At 71.7% G+C, this 24,493-nt stretch carries 18 protein-coding genes and 1 pseudogene; 10 read left to right on the forward strand and 9 right to left on the reverse strand.

Annotated features, from left to right (window positions below; translation table 11 throughout):
- Window positions 1–759 (forward strand): annotated as a pseudogene (locus tag AB0B89_RS07745) (phospholipid carrier-dependent glycosyltransferase); the annotation flags it as partial.
- Here AB0B89_RS07745 and AB0B89_RS07750 read toward each other — a convergent pair.
- Complete coding sequence (locus AB0B89_RS07750; RefSeq protein WP_358549714.1) at window positions 756–2,270, reverse strand: hypothetical protein; 1,515 nt, start codon at window positions 2,268–2,270, stop codon at window positions 756–758. The pseudogene AB0B89_RS07745 and the gene AB0B89_RS07750 overlap by 4 nt on opposite strands.
- A 111-nt stretch (window positions 2,271–2,381) precedes the next feature.
- On the opposite strand from AB0B89_RS07750, the gene AB0B89_RS07755 reads away from it, so the two are divergent.
- The 4 genes from AB0B89_RS07755 (at window position 2,382) to AB0B89_RS07770 (ending at window position 7,547) form a co-directional block, all read left to right on the forward strand.
- The gene (locus AB0B89_RS07755) at window positions 2,382–3,605 is read left to right on the forward strand and encodes a glycosyltransferase family 2 protein (protein WP_358549716.1); all 1,224 of its coding nucleotides are present in this window, start codon (window positions 2,382–2,384) and stop codon (window positions 3,603–3,605) included.
- An 80-nt stretch (window positions 3,606–3,685) separates the two neighbouring features.
- Entirely contained in the window at window positions 3,686–5,467 is a 1,782-nt protein-coding gene (metG, locus tag AB0B89_RS07760; RefSeq protein ID WP_358549718.1) for a methionine--tRNA ligase, read from the forward strand.
- A 79-nt stretch (window positions 5,468–5,546) separates the two neighbouring features.
- Window positions 5,547–6,398: a TatD family hydrolase gene (locus tag AB0B89_RS07765; protein WP_358549720.1), complete on the forward strand. Its 852-nt coding sequence runs from the start codon at window positions 5,547–5,549 to the stop codon at window positions 6,396–6,398.
- 249 nt (window positions 6,399–6,647) lie between these two features.
- The gene (locus tag AB0B89_RS07770; protein WP_358549722.1) at window positions 6,648–7,547 is read left to right on the forward strand and encodes a ubiquitin-like domain-containing protein; all 900 of its coding nucleotides are present in this window, start codon (window positions 6,648–6,650) and stop codon (window positions 7,545–7,547) included.
- A gap of 42 nt (window positions 7,548–7,589) precedes the next feature.
- Here the strand turns inward: AB0B89_RS07770 and AB0B89_RS07775 are convergent, their stop codons facing one another.
- Both AB0B89_RS07775 and AB0B89_RS07780 read right to left on the reverse strand, forming a co-directional pair.
- The gene (locus tag AB0B89_RS07775) at window positions 7,590–9,101 is read right to left on the reverse strand and encodes a VCBS repeat-containing protein (protein ID WP_358549724.1); all 1,512 of its coding nucleotides are present in this window, start codon (window positions 9,099–9,101) and stop codon (window positions 7,590–7,592) included.
- Window positions 9,098–10,822, reverse strand: coding sequence for a protein kinase (locus AB0B89_RS07780; protein ID WP_358549726.1), 1,725 nt, complete (start codon window positions 10,820–10,822; stop codon window positions 9,098–9,100). Before AB0B89_RS07780 ends, AB0B89_RS07775 begins: the two co-directional genes overlap by 4 nt.
- A gap of 101 nt (window positions 10,823–10,923) precedes the next feature.
- Here AB0B89_RS07780 and rsmA point away from each other — a divergent pair, with 101 nt between their 5' ends.
- On the forward strand, window positions 10,924–11,790 hold the full coding sequence (gene rsmA, locus AB0B89_RS07785) for a 16S rRNA (adenine(1518)-N(6)/adenine(1519)-N(6))-dimethyltransferase RsmA (protein ID WP_358549728.1): 867 nt from the start codon (window positions 10,924–10,926) through the stop codon (window positions 11,788–11,790).
- Between the two features lie 24 nt (window positions 11,791–11,814).
- On the opposite strand, the gene AB0B89_RS07790 is transcribed toward rsmA, so the two are convergent.
- Window positions 11,815–13,341 (reverse strand): hypothetical protein, encoded by a 1,527-nt coding sequence (locus AB0B89_RS07790; protein ID WP_358549730.1) that lies wholly within the window; start codon window positions 13,339–13,341, stop codon window positions 11,815–11,817.
- Entirely contained in the window at window positions 13,338–14,858 is a 1,521-nt protein-coding gene (locus AB0B89_RS07795) for a serine/threonine-protein kinase (RefSeq protein WP_358549793.1), read from the reverse strand. The genes AB0B89_RS07790 and AB0B89_RS07795 overlap by 4 nt, the downstream gene beginning before the upstream one ends.
- Window positions 14,859–15,028: 170 nt before the next feature.
- Between AB0B89_RS07795 and AB0B89_RS07800 the strand changes: the two genes are divergently transcribed.
- Together AB0B89_RS07800 and AB0B89_RS07805 are read left to right on the forward strand one after the other, a co-directional pair.
- Window positions 15,029–15,982, forward strand: coding sequence for a 4-(cytidine 5'-diphospho)-2-C-methyl-D-erythritol kinase (locus tag AB0B89_RS07800; protein ID WP_358549794.1), 954 nt, complete (start codon window positions 15,029–15,031; stop codon window positions 15,980–15,982).
- A gap of 48 nt (window positions 15,983–16,030) precedes the next feature.
- A complete protein-coding gene (locus tag AB0B89_RS07805; RefSeq protein ID WP_358549732.1) occupies window positions 16,031–17,833 on the forward strand; it encodes an ABC-F family ATP-binding cassette domain-containing protein in 1,803 nt (600 codons plus the stop codon).
- Between the two features lie 15 nt (window positions 17,834–17,848).
- Here the strand turns inward: AB0B89_RS07805 and AB0B89_RS07810 are convergent, their stop codons facing one another.
- Window positions 17,849–18,391: a MarR family transcriptional regulator gene (locus AB0B89_RS07810; RefSeq protein ID WP_358549734.1), complete on the reverse strand. Its 543-nt coding sequence runs from the start codon at window positions 18,389–18,391 to the stop codon at window positions 17,849–17,851.
- Between the two features lie 57 nt (window positions 18,392–18,448).
- Between AB0B89_RS07810 and AB0B89_RS07815 the strand changes: the two genes are divergently transcribed.
- A complete protein-coding gene (locus AB0B89_RS07815; protein ID WP_358549736.1) occupies window positions 18,449–19,219 on the forward strand; it encodes a trans-aconitate 2-methyltransferase in 771 nt (256 codons plus the stop codon).
- A gap of 19 nt (window positions 19,220–19,238) precedes the next feature.
- On the opposite strand, the gene AB0B89_RS07820 is transcribed toward AB0B89_RS07815, so the two are convergent.
- Window positions 19,239–19,781: a dihydrofolate reductase family protein gene (locus AB0B89_RS07820; RefSeq protein ID WP_358549738.1), complete on the reverse strand. Its 543-nt coding sequence runs from the start codon at window positions 19,779–19,781 to the stop codon at window positions 19,239–19,241.
- Window positions 19,782–19,888: 107 nt separating this feature from the next.
- On the opposite strand from AB0B89_RS07820, the gene AB0B89_RS07825 reads away from it, so the two are divergent.
- The gene (locus AB0B89_RS07825; protein WP_358549740.1) at window positions 19,889–21,388 is read left to right on the forward strand and encodes a CYTH and CHAD domain-containing protein; all 1,500 of its coding nucleotides are present in this window, start codon (window positions 19,889–19,891) and stop codon (window positions 21,386–21,388) included.
- Window positions 21,389–21,483: 95 nt separating this feature from the next.
- Here AB0B89_RS07825 and AB0B89_RS07830 read toward each other — a convergent pair whose 3' ends face one another.
- Together AB0B89_RS07830 and AB0B89_RS07835 are read right to left on the reverse strand one after the other, a co-directional pair.
- Window positions 21,484–22,377: an NUDIX hydrolase gene (locus AB0B89_RS07830; protein WP_358549742.1), complete on the reverse strand. Its 894-nt coding sequence runs from the start codon at window positions 22,375–22,377 to the stop codon at window positions 21,484–21,486.
- Window positions 22,370–24,463 carry an RNA degradosome polyphosphate kinase gene (locus tag AB0B89_RS07835; RefSeq protein WP_358549744.1) on the reverse strand — a complete coding sequence of 698 codons (2,094 nt, stop codon included), beginning with the start codon at window positions 24,461–24,463 and terminating at the stop codon, window positions 22,370–22,372. The genes AB0B89_RS07830 and AB0B89_RS07835 overlap by 8 nt, the downstream gene beginning before the upstream one ends.
- Between the last annotated feature and the right edge of the window lie 30 nt (window positions 24,464–24,493).

Genomic DNA, 24,493 nt, shown 5'->3' on the forward strand with positions numbered 1-24,493 from the left:
AGGCCGTACGCGGGGGTGCTGGGGCAGGACGCGCCGACCAGTGTGCTGGCGATGGCGGTGGTCCCGGCGGTGGGGTACATGCTGACCTGGACCGGCTGGTTCGCCACCGCGTACGGGTACGGCCGCAACTGGGCCCAGGCCACCTCCAGCGGCTGGGCCTACTGGGTGTTCAGCTCGCTGCGATCGTGGGTCGACTACCACATGCAGGTGCTCGGGTTCCACACCGGTCTGGCCGAGCCCCACTCCTACCAGTCGTGGCCCTGGCAGTGGCCCCTGCTCATGCGGCCGGTCGCGTTCTACTACCCCCCGGACGCGAAGGGTTGCGGCGCCGCGTCGTGCTCGCAGGCCGTGCTCGGGGTGGGCACCCCGGTCATCTGGTTCGGCGCGGTCCTGGCGTTGATCGCCCTGATCGCCTGGTACGGGTCCACCCGCGACTGGCGGGCGGGGGCGGTGCTGCTGACCTTCGCCGTGGGATGGCTGCCGTGGTTCTACTACGCCGTGGCCGACAAGCGCACGATGTTCCTGTTCTACATGGCGCCCATGCTGCCGTTCATGGTCCTGGCGCTGGTGCTCGTCGCCGGCCTGCTCATCGGGCCCGCCAGGGTGGGCACGACGCGCAGGGCCGTCGGCGCCGCGGTCGTGGGGGCCTTCATGCTGCTGAGCGTGGTCAACTTCGGCTGGCTGTACCCCGTGCTGTCGGCCGAGCTGATCCCCTACGACGACTGGAACCGGCGCATGCTCTTCCGTAGCTGGATCTAGACGGCCGCCTCCTTCGCGGGCGCGACGGCGGGCCTGCGACGCGGCCGTACCCCGTGGCGGAGCACGACGGCGGCGGCCAGGAACGCCAGGGGGGCCGCGGGCAGCAGGTAGCGGTAGTCGAACTCCGCCGTGGCGGCGGGGGCGACCACCAGGGCGGCGGACGCGACCAGCGGCAGGAGCGCGGGGCCGCCCAGCCGGCGCCAGCGGGCCACGACGCCGGCGATGCCGACCAGCAGGGCCAGGCCCACGCCGAGGCCGGGCAGGTAGAAGACGCGCTGGTAGCGCTCCATGAAGGTCGCCCAGGGCCAGTAGACCCTGGTGCTGGCCCGGCCCTGCTCGTAGGCCACCACGTCGCGGTCGGTGGTGCCCCGGTAGCTGGGCCACTTGGGCACCGACGACATCAGCCGTACGGGATCCTTCCTGCTGACGCCCTTGTTGAAGAACTGGTACTGGTTCCAGGTGTTGGCGTCGGGGAAGACCGGCCGGTCCCAGCGGAAGCTGCGCAGCAGGTCGCCGGTGACCGCCGAGAGGTAGTCGCCCGGCTGGGCCAGGATCGCGCGCTTGGCGAACTTGCCCGCCGCGTCGTTGATCGACCTGTCGAACTTGTCGGTGCCCCAGCGGTGCAGGACCTCGCCGAGGCCGCTGTACCAGAGGTAGAGCTGGGAGAACTCGCTGCGCTCGATGCTCGGGTTGTTGCACAGCGGGATCAGGTCCTGCTCGCGCTGGAGGTCGGGTTTGATCTTCTTGCAGTCGGCGAACTTCGCCGTGCGCATGTAGAGGATGAGCCCGTCGCTCTGGGTCATCGCGAACTGGCCGTTGGCGCTCGCGAACCACCCCATGTACGCCACGACCGGCACCGCGCAGGCCGTCACGACCGCCAAGACCGGCTTCCAGCCGGTGCGCTTGATGAGCAGGAACACCACGACCACGGCGAGGATGGGCAGGCCGATGCTGCGGGTGAGCGCGGTGAGCGCCAGGAGCAGGCCGACGGCCGCGCCCGTCCTCCACGACATCTTCCTGTGCCACAGGACCACCGTCACAAGGCCCACGATCAGCAGCGTGAACATGGTGTCGGACATGATCATCTGCTCAAGCTGGATCTGGTACGCGTCGAACAGCACGGGCACGGCGGCGATGGTCGCGCCCCAGTCGGGCAGCCCAAATTTGCGTCTCAGAAGCACATAGATCAGCACCGCCGTCGCCAGGCCCATGAGGTGCTGCGTAAAGACCACCAGCGCGAAGCTGTGAAAAGGCTTGAGGATCAGGAGCCAGAACCCGTACCCGTCGGGACGGATGGGATGCGGGCGCGGGTGCAGGGCGACCGAGACATACTCGTAGGAGTCGTTGAACCACATCGCCGGCCGGTAGCCGAGCATCGCGACCACTCTGAGCAGTGAGCCCAGTGTGAAGGCGATCACGAAAAGGCGCCGCCGCCTCAGGAACCCGAGAAGGCGCGCACCCTTGCTCGGCGTCGGCACATCCGCCTGCGCCGGTTCGGCAACGGTCACCATGGTTTACAGGATGCCAGCCCTTTCACGGACTTGACCCGAGCATCTGGGGGCAGAGGGCATCATGGTCTAACTACGCACCGGATGATCGAGGCGCAAACGAGGGGTTTCGACGTGGAACTGACCGTGGTCATGCCATGCCTGAACGAGGCGGAGACCGTCGAAACGTGTGTCCGCAAGGCGCTGGCCTGCATGGCGGAGCATGGCATCGAGGGCGAGGTGGTGATCGCCGACAACGGCAGCACCGACGGATCCCAGCAGCTCGCCCGCGACGCGGGAGCCCGCGTGGTCCACGTCGACGCGAAGGGGTACGGCAACGCCCTGATCGGCGGCATCCGCGCCGCGCGCGGCCGCTACGTGATCATGGGCGACGCCGACGACTCGTACGACTTCACGGCGCTGCTGCCCTTCGTCGAGGAGCTGCGCGCGGGCGCCGACCTGGTCATGGGCAACCGCTTCCGGGGCGGCATCGAGCCGGGAGCCATGCCCCCGCTCCACAAGTACCTCGGCAACCCCGTGCTCTCGTTCATCGGACGGCTGTTCTTCCCCAGCGCCATCCGCGACTTCCACTGCGGCCTGCGCGGGTTCCGCCGCGACTCGATCCTCAAGCTCGGCCTGCAGACCGGCGGCATGGAGTTCGCCAGCGAGATGGTCGTCAAGGCCACCCTGCAGGGCCTCGACGTGCGCGAGGTCCCGACGACCCTCGCCCGCGACGGCCGCTCCCGCCCGCCGCACCTGCGCTCGTGGCGGGACGGCTGGCGTCACCTGCGCTTCCTGCTCCTCTACAGCCCCCGCTGGCTGTTCCTGATCCCCGGCGCCGTGTTGATGGCCCTCGGCCTGGTGGCGGGCGCCGCGCTGACCTTCGGCCCGGTGTACATCGGCAAGCTGGCCTTCGACGTCGACACCCTCGTGGGCGCGTCGGCGATGGTCGTGATCGGCTTCCAGGCGGTGCTGTTCGGCCTGTTCACCAAGGTGTACGCCGCGGAGGAGGGCTTCCTCCCGGAGGACCGCCGCATCAAGCGCCTGGTCGACGTGGTCACGCTGGAGAAGGGCCTGGTCGCGGGCAGCCTGCTGGCGATCGGCGGTCTCGCGGGCATGGTCGCGTCGCTGGCCCACTGGCAGGTGCGCAACTTCGGCGAGCTGATCCCGGCCGAGTCGCTGCGCCTGGTCGTGCCGTCTGCGACCGCCCTCATCATGAGCTTCCAGACCATCTTCGCCGCGCTGTTCATCAGCATCCTCGGCATCCGCCGCACCAAGGAGACGCCGGTCGACGTCGCCGCCTCCGCCGCCGAGGAGGCCGCCGAGGCCGTCAAGCGCGAGGCCACCCCCGCCGCCTGACGTCCCGCGGACCGGCGGAAGATCGGCTCAACCTTCGTAATCTGTTCGAGACGCCATTCCCGGCCGTCTAGGCTTGTCCCATGTCCCAGCACATTTTGACCGCCGTCGCCTGGCCCTACGCCAACGGCCCCCGCCACATCGGGCACGTCTCCGGGTTCGGGGTTCCGTCCGACGTCTTCAGCCGCTACCAGCGGATGGCGGGCAACAAGGTGCTGATGATCAGCGGGACCGACGAGCACGGCACGCCCATCCAGGTGCAGGCCGACAAGGAGGGCGTGAGCGCCCGCGAGCTGGCCGACCGCTACAACCGGGTGATCACCGACGACCTCACCGCCCTCGGCCTGTCGTACGACCTGTTCACCCGCACCACGACGGGCAACCACTACGCCGTCACCCAGGAGATCTTCAAGGGTCTCTACAACAACGGCTACATCTTCCCGAAGACCACGATGGGCGCGGTCTCCCCGTCCACCGGCCGCACCCTCCCCGACCGCTACATCGAGGGCACCTGCCCCATCTGCGGGTACGACGGGGCGCGTGGCGACCAGTGCGACAACTGCGGCAACCAGCTCGACCCGATCGAGCTGATCAACCCCAAGAGCCGGGTCAACGGCGAGACGCCCAAGTTCATCGAGACCGAGCACTTCATGCTCGACCTCCCCGCCTTCGCCGAGGCGCTGGCCGGCTACATGCACGCGAAGCAGGGCGAGTGGCGGCCGAACGTCCTGAAGTTCGCGCTCAACCTGCTCGGCGACATGCAGCCCCGCGCGATCAGCCGCGACCTCGACTGGGGCGTGCCGATCCCGCTCGACGGGTGGAGCGACCGCGGCGACAAGCGCCTGTACGTCTGGTTCGACGCGGTCATCGGCTACCTCAGCGCGTCCATCGAGTGGGCGCGCAGGTCCGGCGACCCCGACGCCTGGCGGCAGTGGTGGCAGAACCCCGACGCCCGCGGCTACTACTTCATGGGCAAGGACAACATCGTCTTCCACGCCGAGATCTGGCCGGCGATGCTGCTCGGCTACAACGGCGAGGGGGCGCGCGCCGGCACGCCCGGGTCGCTCGGCAAGCTGGCGCTGCCGTCCGAGGTGGTCTCCAGCGAGTTCCTGACGATGGAGGGCCGCAAGTTCTCCTCCAGCCGCCAGGTCGTGATCTACGTCCGCGACTTCCTGGAGCGCTACGACGCCGACGCCCTGCGCTACTACATCTCGGTGGCGGGCCCCGAGAACCAGGACACCGACTTCACCTGGTCGGAGTTCGTCAACCGCAACAACGGCGAGCTCGTGGCCGCCTGGGGCAACCTGGTCAACCGGTCGATCTCGATGGCGGCCAAGAACTTCGGCGTGGTGCCGGAGGCCGGCGAGCTCACCGACGCCGACCGCGCGCTGCTCGCGCGGAGCCGGGCCGCGTTCCCGGCCGTCGGCGCCGAGCTGGGCAGGTCGCGGTTCAAGAACGCCATCACCGAGGCCTTCGACGTCGTGCGGGACGCCAACCGCTACCTCGCCGAGCAGGAGCCGTGGAAGATCAAGGACGACCCCGACCGGGTGAAGTCGATCCTGCACGTCTCCCTCCAGATCGTCGACGACGCCAAGACCCTGCTCACCCCCTTCCTGCCGGCCTCCTCGAACAAGATCTACTCGATGCTCGGCGGCGAGGGCGTCTGGTCCGGGATGCCCGAGATCCACGAGGTCGACGAGGACGGCGGCACCCCCTACCGCGTCATCACCGGGCAGTACGACGGCGCTGCCGTGTGGGAGTCCAGGCCGATCCGGCCGGGCGTCCCGCTGGCCCCGCCGACGCCGCTGTTCCGCAAGCTCGACACCAAGGTCGTCGACGAGGAGCTCGCACGCCTCGCCGAGTGAAGCCGTTGACGCGAGCCGTTCACGCGAGTCGTCTACGCGAGTCGTTCACGCGAGCCGTCCGCACGATGGGGAGTCGAAAGTGACCACCGTTCCCGCCCCGCCGCCCCTGGGCGCCGAGGTGTTCGACAGCCACTGCCACCTGGACATCATGGTCGGCGACCGCAAGGCGTCGTCGGGCGATCAGGTGGCGCTGGCCGCCCAGGCGTCCGAGGGCACCGTCGGGCGCATCCTCGGCGAGGCGCGGGCGGTGGGCGTCACGAGGCTGGTGACGATCGGGTACGACCTGCGGTCGTCCCGCTGGAACGCCGAGGCCGCGCGCGACCACGAGGGCGTCTACGCGGGGGTGGCGATCCACCCCAACGAGGCGCACGCGGCCACGCCCGAGACGCTCGCCGAGATCGAGAAGCTCGCCCGCGAGCCGCACGTGCGGGCCGTGGGCGAGACCGGCCTCGACTACTACCGCGACTGGGCCTCCCGTGCCGACCAGGAGGCCTCCTTCCGCGCGCACATCGAGATCGCGAAGCGCACGGGCAAGGCGCTGGTGATCCACGACCGTGAGGCCCATGACGACGTGCTCCGGGTCCTGGCCGAGGAGGGGGCTCCGGATGTCGTGGTGTTCCACAGCTACTCCGGCGACGCCGCCATGGCCCGCAGGTGCGTCGACGCCGGATACTTCATGTCCTTCTCCGGGCCGGTCACGTACAAGAACGCCGCCGACCTCCGCGAGGCCGCCCGGGTGGCGCCGCGGGAGCTGATCCTCGTCGAGACCGATGCCCCCTACCTGCCGCCCACGCCCCACCGGGGAAAGCCCAACGCGCCCTACCTGATCCCGCTCACGATGCGCTGCCTCGCCCAGGTCAAGGCCATGGACGTCGACGACCTGGCCCGTGCGATCAGCGCCAACGGCGAACGGGTATTCGGCTCCTGGTAAACGGCGCCGCTCGTGATCGTCATGGCGGTGCCCCCTCCCCGGCAGGCGAAGGCCGATGAAGCCTGGTGACCCAAAGCGACCGTCAAGTGACCGACTGTTTTCGGTGATCCGGTTGAGGCGTCCGGAAGGCGGCGCTAGCGTCATCAGCCGGTCTACCCCGAAGGACGCGCAGTGGATTCATCACCGGCCCCGAGACCCGCCGCCCGGCGTGCGGGGTCGCGTCGTGCCCCACGCCGCCGCTCCCGCCTCGTGGCCGGCATCCGTTCGCCCTGGACGGCCGTGGCCTGCGGCCTCGTGGCGGGCGTCTCGCTCGGCCTGCTCACCGGGGTCGTGCTGACGAAGGAGGTGCGTCTCGCGGTCGACGGGGGCGAGACGACGGTCCGCAGCTTCGGCGGCACCGTGCGCGACGTGCTCGCCGAAGCCAAGGTCCGGGTCGGCCCGTACGACAAGGTGTATCCCCCGGGGTCCGCGGAGGTGCGCGACGGCACCTCGATCGTCGTACGGCACGCCAGGCCGCTGGTCCTCACCGTGGACGGCAGGAAGAGCACCCACACGGTCACCGCGCTCAACGTGGGCGAGGTCCTCCAGCAGTTCAACCTGAGCGGGCGCAGGGCGATGCTGTCGGCGTCCCGCATGCGGCAGATCCCCATGTCGGGCTTCTCGCTCGACGTCCGTACCGAGCGCCGGGTGACCGTCGTCAGGGGCGGGGTACGGCTGGACGCGGTGACCACCGGCCGCACGGTGCGGGCCGTGCTCGCCCAGCAGAAGATCACCCTCGCCAAGGGCGACAGGGTGCGCCCGCCGATGGGCGCCTTCCCCGAGGACAGCGAGGTGATCCGCATCATCCCGGCCGCGCCGCCGCGACCGGTCCACCTGGTGGCGGTCAACCCGTCGGTCGCCTCGCTCAACTGGACGGCGCTGGCGCGGTGCGAGACGTTCGCCAACCCCAAGTCGTTCAACCCGCGCGGGCCCTACTACGGCATGTACCAGTTCAGCCTCCCCATGTGGCAGGCCGTCGGCGGCAGCAGGACCCCGCTCGACTGGTCGGCGCCCGAGCAGACCTACCGGGCGCAACTGCTCTACCAGAGGGTCGCGGGCCGATGGCGCGGCCAGTGGCCGAGCTGCGGCGCCCGCCTGTTCACCCGCTGACGCGCCGGGTCACCGGCCCGGGCGGACGACCGGCATGGGCGGTCAGCCGCTGACGGAGGCGCCGAAGTCGGCGGGCGAGCCTTCTGGCACGCCCGGCACCCCGCCGCGTCCGGGCCCCAGGAGCCGGATGGGCCTCCCTTCTCGCATGATCGCGACGGCGCCGCCGGGGGACGAGTGCTCGTCGGGCACCCCGGCCAGCAGTCCGGTCCCGGCGCCGAACGGGTCGGTCGCGCCGAAGGAGGCGAGGGACCAGCCGAGGTGGTCGTGCGCGTGCGGCTCGTCCAGCCGGGCGGGCGGGGCGCCCTGGTCGCCCGTCAGCAGGACCCCTCTGATCACCCCCGCCTCCGTGCCGTCGCCGGAGTCGAAGGGGCTGCCGATGGCCAGGGAGAGGGAATCCGGGCCCGCGACCATGGCGAGCGACCAGCCGAGTGCGGCCTTCGCCACGGCGGGCTGGTCAGCGAGGCCCTCGGCGCCGAGCCGGACGGTCCTCGCCGGGCGCAGGTTCCCCGCCTGGTCGGCCTGGAACGTCTGCACCAGCCCGGAGTCCGCCACTCCTCCCACGTCGGCGAGGGGAGCGCTTGCCGCGAGGTATGGCCTGCCGTCGAACTCCGCGTAGGCGAGTGCGTAGCCGTACCGGTCTCCCGGGTGCTCCTCGACACCCTTGACCGAGTCCGGGATGCCCCACTTCACGCTGGTGTAGGTCTCGCCCGCCTCGGCGACGTCGAAGATGACCTCCACGGCTCCGGTGTCCGCCTTGCCGGAGTCCGCGCCCTGCTGGCCCGCCCCGTCGTCGTTCTCGTACGGAATGCCGATCGCGAGGTCGGCGGAGCCGGCCTGTCCGCCGAGGTGGCCGAACACCAGCGACCAGCCGAACAGGTCGCCTTCCTCGCTGTTGCCCACGACGCCCTCGCCCTCCTGGGTGACGCGCTTGGGTGTGCGGGGCCCGGTGTCCGCCTGGGCGGGGTACACGTAGACCGCGCCCGCGTCACCGGTGCTGTCGGCGTCCTCGTACGGCGCTCCGACCGCGATCACGCCTCCGGGGCCGTCCTTCGGCCCGGCGGCGGCCAGGGCCCAGCCGAAGTGCGCGTTCACCTCCGGCTGCGGAGGCGGGAGCTTCTCGACGGCCTCGGGAGGCACCTGGCCGCCCTTGGCCCCGCCATGGATCACGTACACGGCTCCCGCGCCGGCCGTCCCGTCGACCTCCGCGTAGGGGGCGCCCACGACGACGTCCAGGCATCCGTCGCCGTCGACGTGGGTCGTACGGACCGTCCAGCCGAAGGCGGCCCCGGCGCCCGCGTCGGGTGCGGTGACCACGAAGCCGCCGCCGCTCCCGTCGGCGGGCAGGATGTGGACGGTCCCGGCCCCCGGCACGCCGGCGGCGTCCGCGAGCGGGTCGCCCACGGCCACGTCGTCACGGCCGTCGCCGTCGAAGTCGGCGGCGCCGGCCTTGGAGCAGTCGGCCGCCGCGTCGGCGCGCGAGGGGGCCGCCCCGGTCAGGGAGGCCGCCAGAAGCCCGGCGACCAGCGGGGACACCAGCAGCGGGCGCCAGGTCACAGCCGTACCTCGATCGTTTTCGTGTCGGAGATCCGCAGCTTGAGCACGGCGGCGTCGCGTGCCGGGGGCACGTCGTAGACGAACACCCCGTCGATCTTGTCGCCGGGATAGAGGGTGTCGGGCACGGCCGTGGAGGACTGGTCCACCTCGTGCTCGCCGCCACGGTCGTCCACCAGGACCGGCGGTTCGGCGGGGGGTGTGGCGGAGACCCCGCCGGAGTTCATGAGGGTCCATCCGATCACGCAGAAGCGGCCCTTCGAAGGCGTGGCGTCCTCGTACGAGGTCAGCCCGCACCTGGCGGGCCTCGGGATGACGAACTGCGCGTCCTCGACGAACGAACCCGTCGTGAAGCGCCTGCCCACGTCGGTTTCGGGCGCGGCGGGGGTGGTGACGGCGGCCGCGCCGGTCGCGCGTACCTGTGAACGGCCGTGGAGCACCATCGCCAGCACCCCGCCCGTGACGACGAGCCCCGCGAGCACGGTCAGCGCCGGCAGCAGCCACCTGCGGGACCGTCTCGGCGCCTCCTGCTCAGGATCGGGCACCAGGGACGGCACGGTGGCGGCGGTCGTGCCGGTCTGAGGATGGGTGTCGTCCGCCCGCGCGCCGGAAAAGGGCGGTTCTGCGAGGACGGAGGTGGCCGGGACCAGGGTCTCCTGAACCGGAGCGCCGGGCGGGGAAGCCTCGGGGGAGGGCGCGGCTCCGGAGCCGCTGCTGGGGACGCTGTCGGCGGCCGCCGCGGTGACGGCGGCGGCGACGTTCGCGGGGGGCTCCCACGACTCGCTCAGCATCTCGGTGGCCACGAGCGTCGGAGGATCCGCCGGCGACACCGGCGAGGGCGCCGGTCCCGGCCGCGCGATGTCGCCGCCGACCAGCGCGATCAGCAGGTCCTGCGCGGAGGGCCTGCGCCGGGGATCGGGATCGGTGGCCAGCCGCACCAGACGGTCGAGCGGCGCGGGGAGGGTGCCCAGGTCGGGCCTGCCGGTCAGCACGCGGGACGCGAGGGTCATCATGTCGCCGCGCCCGTACGGATGCCGCCCGTTGCCGGCGTAGGCGACCAGGCACCCCCAGGCGAACACGTCGGCCGCGGGGGAGATCTCCTCGCCGCGCACCTGCTCGGGGGCCCACCAGCCAGGGCTGCCCAGCAGCTCGCCGGACTTCGTGACCCCCTGGGTCGCGTCCAGGGCGCGGGCGATGCCGAAGTCGATCACGCGGGGGCCCGACATCGAGAGGATCACGTTGGCGGGCTTGAGGTCGCGGTGTACCAGGCCCGCGACGTGGATGGCCGCCAGGGCCGCGGCCACGCCCAGCGCGACGCCGTGCAGCGTGCCGGCCTCCAGCGCGCCGTAGCGGGAGATCTGCGCCGACAGCGGGGTCCCCGCGATGTACTCGGTGACCATGTACGGCCGGCCGTCCGCGGCGTTGCCGTTGTCGAGCACCTGCGCCGTGCAGAACGACGCGACCCGGCGCGCGTTGGCCACTTCGGAATGGAACCGCACCGCGAAACCCTCGTCGACCGTGAACTCGGCCTTGACCACCTTGACGGCGACCGGTCTCCCGGTGGGGGCCTCGGCGAGGTACACCGTGCCCATGCCGCCCTGACCGAGCCGGCCGAGTAATCGGTACGGCCCGATCCGTGGTGGATCGAACGGTTGTAACGGTTCCGCACCGGCACGGTCCACTGACGACGCCTCCTCGCTTCCGGGCGCGGCCAAACTACCCATGCCCACTTTCCTCCTGCTTGAAGATCAGTTACGGCTGGTGGGGCGCTTGAGGCGATTTGCCGCCTTCCGCTGGAGACCATTCGGTGCGGGACACTGGGTGGATGGGGAGTTCAATTGTTAGCCTGCTCGGTCCAGTTGAAATACGTAATTTGGCGGACAAGCTCGACCTTCGTCCGACCAAGCGGCTCGGGCAGAACTTCGTCATCGACGGCGGCACCGTGCGGCGCATCGTCAGGGTGGCCGAGGTGTCCTCCGACGACGTGGTGATCGAGGTCGGGCCGGGGCTCGGGTCCCTCACTCTCGCACTTCTCCCCGAGGTCCGTGAGGTGATCGCGGTCGAGATCGACCCCGTCCTCGCCGGTCAGCTCCCGCTGACGGTCGCCGACCGCGCCCCCTCGCTGGCCGGCCGGCTGACGGTCGTCGAGGCCGACGCGATGCGCGTACGGCCTGAGCAGCTCGGCCGGGAGCCCACGGCCCTGGTGGCCAACCTGCCGTACAACGTGGCCGTGCCCGTCGTGCTCCACCTGCTGGAGGTGCTCCCCTCGCTGCGCCGGGGGCTGGTGATGGTCCAGTCGGAGGTGGCCGACCGCATGGCCGCGGGTCCCGGCTCCAAGGTGTACGGCGTGCCGTCCGTCAAGGCCGCCTGGTACGCCGACGTGCGCCGCGCCGGGCCGGTGGGCCGCACCGTCTTCTGGCCGGCGCCCAACGTCGACTCCGGGCTCGTCGCGATGTCGCGCCGGGAGCCGCCTGCGACCACCGCCTCCCGCGAGGAGGTCTTCGCGGTGGTCGACGCGGCGTTCGCCCAGCGCCGCAAGACCCTCCGCGCCGCGCTGGCCTCCTGGGCGGGCACGGCCGCGGCGGCGGAGACGGCGCTGCGGGCGGCGGGGGTCGATCCGTCGGAGCGCGGGGAGCAGCTCCGCGTCGAGGACTTCGCCAGGATCGCCGAGAGCCGCCCTTCTCCCAAGTAGCCGCGACCCGGCGGACGGTAGCCGCTACCCGGCGACGGCCGCGCCGAAGTCGGTCCCCTTCCCGGGGCCCGGGAACGGAGTGATCCTCCCGTCGCCGGGGCGGAGCATCCGGACGTCGCCGCCCGAGGCCGGGACGAGCGCGACCGCGCCGATCCGCTCCCGGTCGGGGACGCCGATGACCAGACGGCCGCCGCCCGCGCCGCTGACCGACCAGCCGAAGTGGTCGTAGGTCTGCGGCGTCTTCGCCCGGATCAGGCGCCCGGGCGGCCGGGGCGGGTCCTGACCGCCGCTCGTGCCGGCGAGACCGGGTTCCGCGAGGGGGATCACGTGGACCGCGCCCGTCTCCGGGCGCGTGCCGTCGCCGTCGAACGGCACTCCGACCACGAGGTCCCCTCCCGAGAACGCCAGCGAGAAGCCGAACGCGTCGTGCGGCTCGGAGACCTCCGCGACCCCGCCGGCCCCCTGCCACAGCGTCCCGGCGGGCTGTGGGTCCTGGCCAGGACGGCCCCGCCGCATGAGCTGGACGATCCCGGCGTCCCGCACGCCGAGCGGATCGGCGTGGGGGGCGCCGGCCGCGAGGAATCCCACGCCGTCCTTCTCCCCGTAGGCCAGGGAGTATCCGAACAGGTCGCCGGCCCGCGCCTGCTGGGTGAGCTCGGACAGGCTCCATCCCCTTCCGCGGTAGCCCGTCCCGGTCCCGGGGTCGTACAGGACCGTCACCGCTCCCGCGTCGGGAGTGGCCGTCGACCCGCTGCCGGTGTCCTCGTACGGGGCCCCGACGGCGAGGTCCGGAGCGGGCCCGCCGCCCAGCGCCCCGAGGGCGACCGACCATCCGAACAGGTCACCGGCCTCGCCGTCGCCAGGAACGCCGGGCGACTCCTGGGTGACGCGACGGGGCGCCTCGGGGGTGCGGCCGTCGGCGCCGCCGAATCGGTACAGGTAGACCGCGCCGGAGTCGGGGACGCCGTCCGCGTCCTCGTAGGGCGCGCCCACGGCGAGGGCGCCGGAGGACCCCGAGGACCCCGAGGACCCCGAGGACCCTGAGGACACGGCCAGCGACCAGCCGAAGTGCGCGCCGTTGCGCTGCTCGGGCGCCCGCAGCTCGACGCGGCCCGCGTTCGTACGGCCGAAGCCGGCGCCGCCCCAGTAGACGTAGACGTTGCCGGCCCCGGGAACCGAGGTGGCCCCGCCGCCGGAGCCCTCCGCGGCCGAGCCCGTCCAGTAGGGGTTGCCGACGACCAGGTCCAGGCAGCGGTCGCCGTCGATGTGGCCCGCGCGGACGACCCAGCCGCCCAGGCCGCCGCTGCCGTCGAAGGGCGTGCCGCGTACGGCGGGGAACCCCTCGCGGGTGCCGCGCAGGAAGAACAGGCGCCCCCCTCCCGTCCACGTGCCAGGAGGGTCGCCGAGCGGGTCACCAGCGACGACGTCGTCGAAGCCGTCGCCGTCGAAGTCGGCGGCACCGGCGTTCGCGCAGTCATCAGGGGCGCCGTACGCGGGGGCGGGGCCGAGGACGCCGAGCAGCAGGGCCAGCACGGGCAGGATCCGTCTCACACGCGTACCTCGATGCTCTCCCCGCCGCTGACGACCTGTCCGACGAGCGCGACGGCCACCCGTCCTTCGGGGACGGCGTACTCCCCGCCGAACGCGAGCACCTGGCCGGGCTGGATGTCGACGGCCCCGCCCCGGGGCACCGGGCCCGCGCCGGCGGGCAGGCGGTCGTCGGCGCGCAGGACGCGGGCGACCTTGTGCCGCCGGGCCTGGTCGTCCACGAGGTCGAGGAAGCCGGCGAGCTTGATCGTCGTCCCTCCCATGTTGAGGACGAACCAGGAGGCGCGGCACGACCACGGCTCCGCGCCGCGCCCACCGTTCGCGCCGGGCGGCCCGCCGCAGTCGGGAGCCTCGGGGACGACGATCTGCAGGCCCTGGTCGCCGACGAGGATCCGCCGCCCGACGTCGTCCGCGCGGATGGGGGTGTCCGCCTCTCCCGTCCAGGTCGCCTCGCCCGTGGCCGTACGGTCCCACCGGGCCACCACGACGGCGCCGGTAACGGCCAGCGCGGCGGCCAGCGCGGCGAACGCCCACGCCCTCCGCCTCCCGCGAGGACCGCTTGGACCGCTTGGACCGCGCTTCCCGCGTAGACCGTGCGGGAGCTTACCGGGGGCGGCCTCCGGACGGGCGCGCAGGTTGTCCGGGGGCTCCCACATCGCCTCCAGCACGCGCGTCGAGGGGCCGTCCGAGTCGGTGCCGCCGGCGATGAGGGCGAGCAGGAGTTCCTGCGCCGTCGGACGGGCGGCCGGGTCGCGGTCCAGGGCGCGCGGGACCAGACGGTCGAGCGGCGCGGGCAGGCCGCGCAGGTCGGGCTCCTCGTGCAGGACGCGGTAGGCCACCGTCATCGGGTCGCCTCCGCCGAAGGGATGACGCCCGCTGCTCGCGTAGGCGACCAGGCATGCCCAGGCGTAGACGTCCGTCGCCGGGGTGACCGGCCGCCCGTCGATCTGCTCGGGAGCCCACCATCCGGGCGTGCCGACGACCTCCCCGGTCAGGGTGGGGCCGGTGAGGCCGTCCAGCGCGCGGGCGATGCCGAAGTCGATCACACGCGGCCCGGTCGTCGAGAGGATCACGTTGCCGGGCTTGAGGTCGCGGTGCACCAGCCCCGCCGCGTGGATCGCCGCGAGCGCGGCGCAGACGCCGAAGGCCAGGCCGACCAGCGGGGACTCCTCCAGCGGGCCGTACTCGGCTATCTGCGCCGACAGGGGGGTGCCGGCGATGTAGTCGGTGGCCATGTACGGGCGCCCGTCCTCGGCCACGCCGTCGTCGAGGACCCTGGCCGTGCAGAACGACGCCACCTTGCGCGCGCTGGCGACCTCCGAGCGGAACCGCGCCGCGAACCCGGCGTCCTCGGTGAACTGCCGCTTCACGACCTTGACCGCCACCTGCCGCCCCGTGGCCGACGTGCCCAGGTAGACCGTGCCCATGCCGCCCTCGCCGAGCCGTCCGGTCAGCGTGTACGGCCCGATCTCGGCGGGATCGTCCTTTCCCAGAGGGGAGGCGATGTTCTGGCCGTCGATCGATGCTCTCCTTCACCGTCACCCCGAATCCCCCAAACGGTCACCGTACAGACATTCGATCCGCCTTGTCCGAGCGTTCGTCCGAGCATTCGGGACATGTCGTTCATGGTTGAGGGGTCGTTCGCCGGATCGGGCGGGCCGGAGCATTACGATCGGGTTCCGTGACTTCCGTGACCGTCCGCGTGCCCGCCAAGGTCAACCTCCAGCTCTCCGTGGGCCCGCCGCGCGACGACGGCTACCACGACCTGGTGAACGTCTTCCACGCCGTCTCCCTGTTCGACGAGGTCACGGCCTCGGACGACCTGTCGGTGCTGCCCGGTGACCTGGTCGGGGGCGTCGTCTCCGAGCAGGTCACGATCATGGTGGGCGTCGAGGGCGAGTCCGCCGACCAGGTGCCCGTCGACGCGAGCAACCTCGCGGTGAAGGCCGCGTTCGCCCTCGCCGAGCGCGCGGGACGGCCGGTGAGCGCCCGCCTGCTGATCCGCAAGGCCATTCCTGTCGCGGGCGGCATGGCCGGGGGCAGCGCCGACGCCGCCGCCGCGCTGGTGGCCTGCGACGAGCTCTGGGGGCTCGGCCTGCCCAGGCAGGAGCTCATGGAGATCGCCGCCGGCCTCGGGAGCGACGTGCCCTTCGCCCTGCTCGGCGACACCGCCGTGGGCACCGGCCGGGGCGAGATGCTGGTGCCCGCCCCGGTCACCGGCCGCTTCCACTGGGTCTTCGCACTCGCGGAGGGCGGCCTGTCGACCGCCCGGGTGTACGCCGAGTGCGACCGGCTGCGCGAGGCCACGGGGGAGCAGGTCGCGTGGCCCCAGGCCGACGAGGGCCTCATGGAGGCGCTGAGCGCGGGAGACGCCGAGACGCTCGGCAAGACGCTCTCGAACGACCTTCAGCCCGCCGCGCTGATGCTGTGCCGCCCGCTCGCGCGCACCCTCGAAGCGGGCCGGGAGCACGGCGCCCTGGGCGCGCTGGTCTCCGGATCGGGCCCCACCTGCGCCTTTCTCGCCGAGTCCGACACCCATGCCGCGAGTCTGGCGATGGCCATGGAGGTCGCGGGCGTCTGCCGCTCGGCCGTCACGGCCTTCGGCCCGGTCCCCGGTGCCACGATCGTGCGCCCCCTGCCCTGACTCGCGCGTGGCACGGCGCGCATGGGCTGCCGATAGGCTTGAGAGGCGATGAATCTGGTAAACCTCGAATCGGTCTCCCATGCCTACGGGCCGAAGCCACTGCTCGGTGACGTCTCCCTCGGCATCGAGGCGGGCGACCGCGTCGGCGTCGTCGGGCGCAACGGCGACGGCAAGACCACCCTCATCTCCGTGATCTCCGGCACGGTCAAGCCCCATGGCGGCCGGGTGACGCACACCCGCGGCCTGCGCATCGGGTTCCTGTCCCAGCGCGACGACCTCGACGCGGCGCACACCGTGCGGCAGGTCGTGCTCGGCGACCGCGCCGAGCACGAGTGGGCCGGTGACCAGGGGGTCAGAGAGATCCTGGCCAACCTTCTCGGCGACATCGAGCTGTCGGCCAAGGTCGGCGAGCTCTCCGGCGGCGAGCGGCGGCGCACCGCCCTCGCGCGCATCCTGATCGAGGAGCACGACCTGGTCATCCTCGACGAGCCGACCAACCACCTCGACATCGAGGCCATCGCGTGGCTGGCGGGCCACCTCTCGGCCCGCAGGTCCGCACTGCTCGTCGTCACCCACGACCGGTGGTTCCTCGACGCGGTGTCCACGCGCACGTGGGAGGTCGTCGACGGCACCGTCCAGCGCTACGACGGCGGCTACGCGGCGTACGTCCTGGCGAAGGCCGAGCGGGCGCGCGTCGCCCAGGCCACCGAGGAGCGCCGCCAGAACCTCATGCGCAAGGAGATCGCCTGGCTGCGCCGCGGCCCGCCCGCGCGCACGTCCAAGCCCAAGTTCCGCATCGAGGCGGCCCAGGCGCTGATCGCCGACGAGCCCCCCGCGCGCAACACCGTCGAGCTGGTGAAGTTCGCCTCCGCCCGCCTCGGCAAGACCGTCTACGACCTCGGCGACGTCACCCTGCACGCCGGTGGCCCCGGCCAGGGTCCGCTCGTGCTCGACCGGTGCACCTGGCAGTTCGGCCCCGGCGAACGCGTCGGGCTGATCGGGGTGAACGGCTCGGGCAAGTCGTCGGTGCTGCGGCTGCTCGCCGACTCGGTGAAGCCCGACTCCGGCACGGTCGTCAGGGGCAAGACGGTGCGGCTGGCGCACCTGTCGCAGGAGCTGGCCGAGCTCGACCCCGGCCGGCGCGTGCTGGAGACCGTCGAGGAGATCCGCAAGTTCATCCAGGTCGGCAAGCGCGAGTGGACCGCCTCACAGCTGCTTGAGCGGCTCGGCTTCCGCGGCGACGCCCAATGGAAGGTCGTCGGCGACCTGTCGGGCGGCGAGCGGCGGCGGCTGCAACTGCTCCGGCTGCTCATGGACGACCCGAACGTGCTGCTGCTCGACGAGCCCACCAACGATCTCGACATCGAGACCCTCAACGAGCTGGAGGACCTGCTCGACGCCTGGCCGGGCACGCTGATCCTCGTCAGCCACGACCGCTACTTCCTTGAGCGGGTGACCGACCGGTGCGTGGCCCTGCTGGGCGACGGGAGCCTGTCGCTGCTGCCCGGAGGCGTCGACGAGTATCTCCAGCGCCGCTCGACGGGTGCCGCCCTCACCGCGCGTGCCGGTTCCTCCACGCCTGGCACGGCTCCCGCCGCCGAGGCGCGCGAGGCCGCTCCCTCGGGGCCGTCCGCCAAGGAGCTGCGCGAGTCCCAGAAGGAGCTGTCCAGGCTCGAACGCCAGCTCGACAAGATCAGCGGGCGCGAGGCCACGCTGCACGCCGCCATGGCCGACGCGGCCTCCGACTACGGCCGGCTGGCCTCCCTCGACGCCGAGCTGAAGGACCTGAAGGCGCAGAAGGAGTCCATCGAGCTCGAATGGATGGAGCTCGCCGAGAAGCTCGGCGAGTGACCCTCCGCAGGGGGGTCAGGTGCCGTTCCCTGCGGAGTCGAAGGGCACCAGGATGGTGCGGAGCAGCCCGGCCAGCGTCCGCTGGTCGCCCGGGTCGATGCCCGCCAGCAGGGCGCGCTCGCGCCGGAGCAGGTCGGCGAAGGCCTCGTCGACGCGCTCCCGTCCAAGCTCGGTGAGCGACACCAGCACGCCGCGCCTGTCCTCCGGATCGGGGCGCCTGCGCACCAGCCGGGCGGCGGCGAGCCGGTCGATGCGGTTGGTCATCGTGCCCGAGGTGACCAGGGTGGCCCGCAGCAGGGCGCCGGGGCTCAGCTCGTACGGCTCACCGGAGCGGCGCAGCGTGGTGAGCACGTCGAATTCCCAGGGCTCCAGGCCGTGCTCGGCGAAGGACGCCCGGCGGGCGCGGTCGAGGTGCCGCGCGAGGCGGGACACCCGGCTCAGCACCTGGAGAGGCGACACGTCGAGGTCGGGACGCTCCTGCCCCCAGGACATGACGAGCTGATCCACCTCGTCCCGCAGGGAGTCTTCGGCGGCCCCATCGCTTCGGCGCGTCGTCATGCGGCCGAGTCTATCTCTCTTGACATCGAGACATCTCACCTTATAAGACTTATCTTGATGTCAAGAGATATTTGGGACCCCACGGTCTACGGCCGGTACGCCGACGAGCGTGCCCGCCCCTTCTTCGAGCTGGTCGGACGCGTGCGCGCCGACAGTCCCGGCCTGGTCGTCGACCTCGGCTGCGGGACGGGCGAGCTCACCGCCGAGCTCGCCCGCCGCTGGCCGGACGCCTCCGTCCACGGCGTCGACTCCTCGCCCGCGATGATCGCCAAGGCGCCGGAAGGGCCTGCCTTCAGCGTGGTCGACGTGCGTGCCTGGCGTCCCGAGCGGCCCGTCGACGTGATCGTCTCCAACGCCCTGTTGCAGTGGGTGCCCGAGCACCGTGAGCTGCTTCCGCGCTGGGCTCGGGAGCTCGCCCCCGGAGGGTGGCTGGCCTTCCAGGTGCCGGGCAACTTCGACGCCCCGAGCCACAAGATCGTCAGACGGCTCTGCCGCACGGCCGCCTGGGAGGACGAGCTGGGCGACCTGATGCGCCAGGACCCCGTGGACGGCCCCGAGGGCTATCTGGCGCTGCTCGCCGGGGCCGGCTGCGAGGTCGACGCCTGGGAGACCACCTACGTCCACCTGCTCCAGGGTGAGGACGCCGTGCTCAACTGGATCATGGGCACGGCGCTGCGGCCGATGCTCGACCGTCTCGGGCCCGGCGACAGGCGCGAGGCGTTCCTGGCCGACTGCGCGCGGGAACTGCGCGAGGCATACCCGCGCGAGCCGTACGGCACGGCCTTCCCGTTCCGTCGCGTCTTCGTGGTGGCGCGCTCACCGCGATGATCGTCGTGCCGCGCGGGGCTCACTTGAGCACGCGCAGCCAGAGGTTGGTGGCACCCGGCGAGTGGGTCAGGCTGACGCGTTCGAGCTTGATGTTGGTCCCGCCTGGGTGGTCGAACAGCCGGACGCCGTCGCCGAGCAGGACCGGCGCGATGAGCACGAGGATCTCGTCGAGCACGCCCGCTTCGAGGCACTGCCGGGCGACGTCGGCCCCGAGGATGTTGACGTACTTGCCGCCCGCGGCGGCCTTGGCCGCGGCGACGCCGCTGTGGAGGTCGCCGACGAAGGTGACGTCCGGCGGCGAGACGTCCGGGGCGTGATGGGTGAGGACGAACTGCGGTCCTTCCCACCCTCCGCCGAACGGCTTGCCTTCCTTGTCGGTGCCCCTGTGGGGGTCGTCGCCGCCGAAGGTGCGGTTGCCGACCAGAAGGGCCCCGATCCGCTCGATGACCTCGCCCACCAGCGGGTTGGGCCCGAGATGCTCGGTGAGCCAGGACATGTCGCCACCTGGGCCCGCGATGAAGCCGTCCAGCGACATGGTGACCGAATAGAGCAACTTACCCACGATCTGACCTCCATCGAGGAGTGGATCTTCCTTCGTCCGCCCGCCACGACCTCTGGTGCATCTCAAAGTGACATTATGGTCGAAAGTCGGCTAGCTGCGGGGTACGCATGGCGATCGAGATCGAAGACAAGTTCGATGTTCCGCCGGAGTTCGAGACTCCCGAGTTCACCGGCGTTCCCGGGTGCGCGGAAGCGGTCGACCTGGTGAGCCACCGGCTGACCGCCCTCTACTTCGACACGCCCGACCTGCGGCTCGCCGCCCGGGGGATCACGCTGCGCAGGCGGCGTGGCGGCGAGGACGCCGGCTGGCATCTCAAGCTGCCGAAGGCCAAGGGTGTGCGCGACGAGATCGCCCGGCCGCTGACCAGGAGCGCCAAGATAGTTCCCCCGGAGCTGGCCGACCTGGTCCAGGCGTACACCAGGGGAGAGCCGCTCGTCCCGGTCGCCGAGCTGGAGACCCTCCGCAAGGTGACCAGCCTGCGCGACGCCGGGGGACGGCCGCTGCTGGAGGTCGCGGACGACCACGTCAAGGGCACGGTGTTCGGCGCTGTGTTCGGCGAGGACCGGCACGTGGACCGCTGGCGCGAGGTCGAGGCCGAGCTCGTCGGCGGGGACGCCGACGTGCTGAAGCGGGTCGGCAAGATCCTGCGCAGGGCCGGCGCCACCCCGGCCGGCTCGGCGAACAAGCTCGCCCGCCTTCTCGGCCCCCGCCTCCCGGTCACGGCGCTCCCCGAGGCCGACGACGGTACGGCCGGACGGGTCGTGGTCGGCTACCTGAAGTCCCAGGTGGCCGCGCTGGTCGCCCAGGATCCGCAGGTGCGCAGGGCGGGCCCCGACGCCGTGCACCAGATGCGGGTGGCGAGCCGCCGCCTGCGCAGCGCGCTGAAGTCCTTCTCCGGAGTGGTCGCCGAGACCTCCGGCCTGCAGGACGAGCTGCGGTGGATCGCGAACGTCCTCGGCGAGGCGCGCGACCTGGAGGTCATCCGCGAGCGGTTCGCCGGGCACCTGGACACGCTCGACCCCGGTCTGGTCGTCGGCCGGATCCGCACCCGCCTCGGCGACGACCTCGCCGGCCGCGAGCGGGAGGCGCTCGCGCGCGTCACCGAGGTGATGAGCGGGGAGCGCTACTTCGCCCTGCTCGACAGGCTCGACACGCTGGTCGCGAACCCGCCGCTCACCCCGCTCGCCATCAAGGACGCGGGCAGGACGCTCTCCAAGGTCGCCGCCAAGAGCTGGAAGCGCGTCGTCGGCAAGTACGACAGGGCCCAGGCCATCGAGGACGCCGAGCAGCGCGAGATCGCCATGCACGACGTGCGCAAGGCGGCCAAGCGCGCCCGCTACACCGCGGACGCGCTGACGCCCCTGCTGGGAGACCCGGCGTCCGTGCTGGCGAAGCGGGCGAAGGCCGTGCAGGAGGTGCTGGGGCTGTACCAGGACGGCATCGTCGCCCAGCAGATCCTGCTGGAGGAGGCCCAGCGGGCGCGGGAGGCGGGCGAGGACACCTTCACCTACGGCCTGCTCCTCGGCATCGAACGCGCCGACGCCGAGCGCTCCCACTCGGAGTTCCCCGCCGTCTGGGCCGGCGTCACCGGACCGGGCAAGTCCTGAAAGGACGGGCCTGAGAGGACCGTCCTGAGAGGACCGTCCTGAGAGGACCGTCACGAGGGGACCGTCACGAGGGGACGGGCCTCCGGCTTCTCGCGTCAGGTGAGGTAGCGCTCGACGGCCACGACGCGCCCGCCCGTGTGGTGCAGGACCGCGATCGCGCCCTTGCGGAGGTGGGTGTCCTCCGCGTGGCCGTCGAAGCGGTGCTCGCACATGCCGGTGATCAGCTCGGGCAGCACCTTGCCGTGGCCGCACACCGCCGTCGGCCTGCCCTCGTCCAGGATGGACAGCACGAGCGACAGCGACAGCGAGGTGTCGTACTCGGTCTCGGTCAGCAGCCGCTCCGTGCGGATCTTGAGGACCTCCCTGGCGGCGTACGGCAGGAGCGTCTGCACGCACCGCCTGCTCGGGGAACTGACCAGCGACGCCGGCCGGTAGCCGTACAGGATGTCGGCGATGGTCCTGGCCTGCGCCTCGCCCGCCTCGTCCAGGGGGCGCAGGTCGTCGTCGCCGGTCCAGTCCTGGCGCGTGCCCGCGTACGCGTGCCTGGCCACGACGAACGGCGTCGTCGCAAGGGGCGCCGCGCCGAACGCCCGCAGCAGCCCGGCGTCCCACTCGTACGTCAGCCGGGCGCGCGCCTCCTCGACGGGAAGCCACACCAGCGCGTCCACCTCGTCGGAAGGCTCCTGGGCCACCTCCTCGATGGCCCGCGCCACCCAGTAGTCGACCCGCTTGAGCCGGCCGCCCTTCATGTAGTGGACGGGGGGCAGGTGGCGGCCGAGCGCGACGCTGAGCCCGGTCTCCTCGGCCACCTCGCGCAGGGCGCCCGCGATCACGTGCTCGCCGGGCTTCAGCTTGCCCTTCGGGAAGGACCAGTCGTCGTACTTCGGGCGGTGGACCACGGCGACCTCGGGATCGCGGCTGTCGCCCCGCCACACGACCGCCCCGCCGGCGCGGATGAGGTCGGTCGGATGCTCAATGCATTCAGTCATCGATGGACCTCCACCGGCGGGTTCCGACTAGATGGGACTGGAGGTCGAGCAGGGGCTCGCCGTTCTCGCCGAGGTGGTGGCGCACCCACGTGCCGTCGCCGTTGAGCCACCAACTGCTGGTGGTGTCGGCCATGGACAGGTCGAGGAGCTCTGAGAGGTACGCGCGATGCTGCGCGCTGCTGACCTTCACCAGCGACTCCACCCGGCGCTCGATGTTGCGGCGCATCAGGTCGGCGCTCCCGATCCAGATCTCCGGCCGGCGTCCGCCGCCGAACTCGTAGATCCGCGAGTGTTCGAGGAACCGTCCAAGGATGCTCCTGACCCTGATGTTCTCCGACAGACCCGGAATGCCCGGCCGGAGCGTGCACACGCCTCTCACCACGAGGTCGACGGGCACGCCGGCCTTCGACGCCGCGTACAGGGCGTCGATCAGCGGCTCGTCCACCAGCGAGTTGGTCTTGACCCGGATCCGGGCGGGGCGGCCGGCCACGTGGTGGGCGATCTCCCTCTCGATCCGGGTCAGCAGCCCGCCGCGCATGGAGTGCGGGGCGACCAGCAGCCGCCGGTAGGCCGAGTGGTGGGAGTAGCCGGTCAGGTGGATGAACAGGTCGGTGAGGTCCTCGCCCACCAGCGGGTCGGCCGTGAGCAGGCCGAAGTCCTCGTACTGCCGGGCGGTCTTGGGGTTGTAGTTGCCCGTGCCGATGTGGCAGTACTGGCGCAGCTCGCCGGAGGGCTCCTGCCGTACGACCAGTGCCAGCTTGGCGTGGGTCTTCAGGCCCAGCACGCCGTAGACCACATGGCAGCCGGCGCGCTCAAGCTTGCGCGCCCAGGTGATGTTGGCGTGCTCGTCGAACCTCGCCTTGATCTCCACCACGACCACGACCTGCTTGCCGGCCTCCGCGGCGTCGATCAGCGCGTCCACGATGGGCGAGTCGCCGCTGGTGCGGTAGAGCGTCTGCTTGATCGCCAGCACGTTCGGGTCGGCCGCCGCCTGCTCGATGAACCGCTGCACGCTCGTCGAGAACGAGTCGTACGGGTGGTGGACCAGGATGTCGCGCTCCCGCAGGACCGAGAAGATGTCGTCCTCGGCGTGGACGGCCTCCGCAGGGACGAACGGCGTGAAGTTCAGCTCTCCCCGGTCGAGGTCGGCGATCGCGTGCAGGCCCGTCAGGTCGAGCGGGCCGGGCAGCCGGTAGATCTCGTGGTCCGAGACGTCCAGCTCGTCGACGAGGAGGTCCAGGACCGCCTGGCTGATCGTGTCCTCCACCTCCAGCCGTACGGGCGGCCCGAACCGCCGCATCAGGAGCTCCTTCTCCAGCGCCTGCATGAGGTTCTCGGTGACGTCCTCGTCCACGTCGAGATCCTCGTTGCGGGTCACCCGGAAGACGTGGTGCTCGACCACCTCCATGCCCTTGAAGAGCTGGCCGAGGTGGGCGGCGATCACGTCCTCCAGCGGGACGAAGCGTTCCCTGGAGGCGGAGACGAAACGTGGAAGCTGTGAGGGGACCTTGACGCGCGCGAAAACGGTGTGCCCGGTGCTCGGGTTGCGCACCGTGACCGCGAGGTTGAGTGAGAGGCCCGAAATGTACGGGAATGGGTGGGCGGGGTCCACGGCGAGCGGGGTCAGCACCGGCCTCACCCGCTCGCGGAACAGCTTGCGCATCGCCGTGCGCTCGTCCCTGTCGAGGTCGTCCCAGCGCACGACCTCGATCCCCACGTTCGCGAGCTGAGGGCAGACCTGCTTGTGGTAGGCGGCCGCGTGGCGCTGCGCGAGGTCGTCGGCGATGGCGGCGATCCTGGCCAGCTCCTCGCGCGGCTTGAGCCCGCTCTTCGTGCGAAGCAGCAGGCCGGTCGCCATCCGGCGTTTCAGCCCCGCGACGCGTACCCGGAAGAACTCGTCGAGGTTGCTGGCGAAGATGGAGAGGAAGCGCACCCGTTCCAGCAGCGGCACGGAAGAATCTTCGGCAAGCTCCAGGACCCGTTCGTTGAAGTGGAGCCAGCTCTCCTCACGATTGAGGAAGCGCTCTTGGGAAAGAGGCAGGTCATCGTGTCCTTCAGGGGTCGGTGGCACGATCTCGGCGGACATATGTCCAAAATGCCCTACTTAATTGAACGG

This window comes from Sphaerisporangium sp. NPDC049002, from assembly GCF_040649355.1.
Lineage (GTDB): Bacteria > Actinomycetota > Actinomycetes > Streptosporangiales > Streptosporangiaceae > Sphaerisporangium.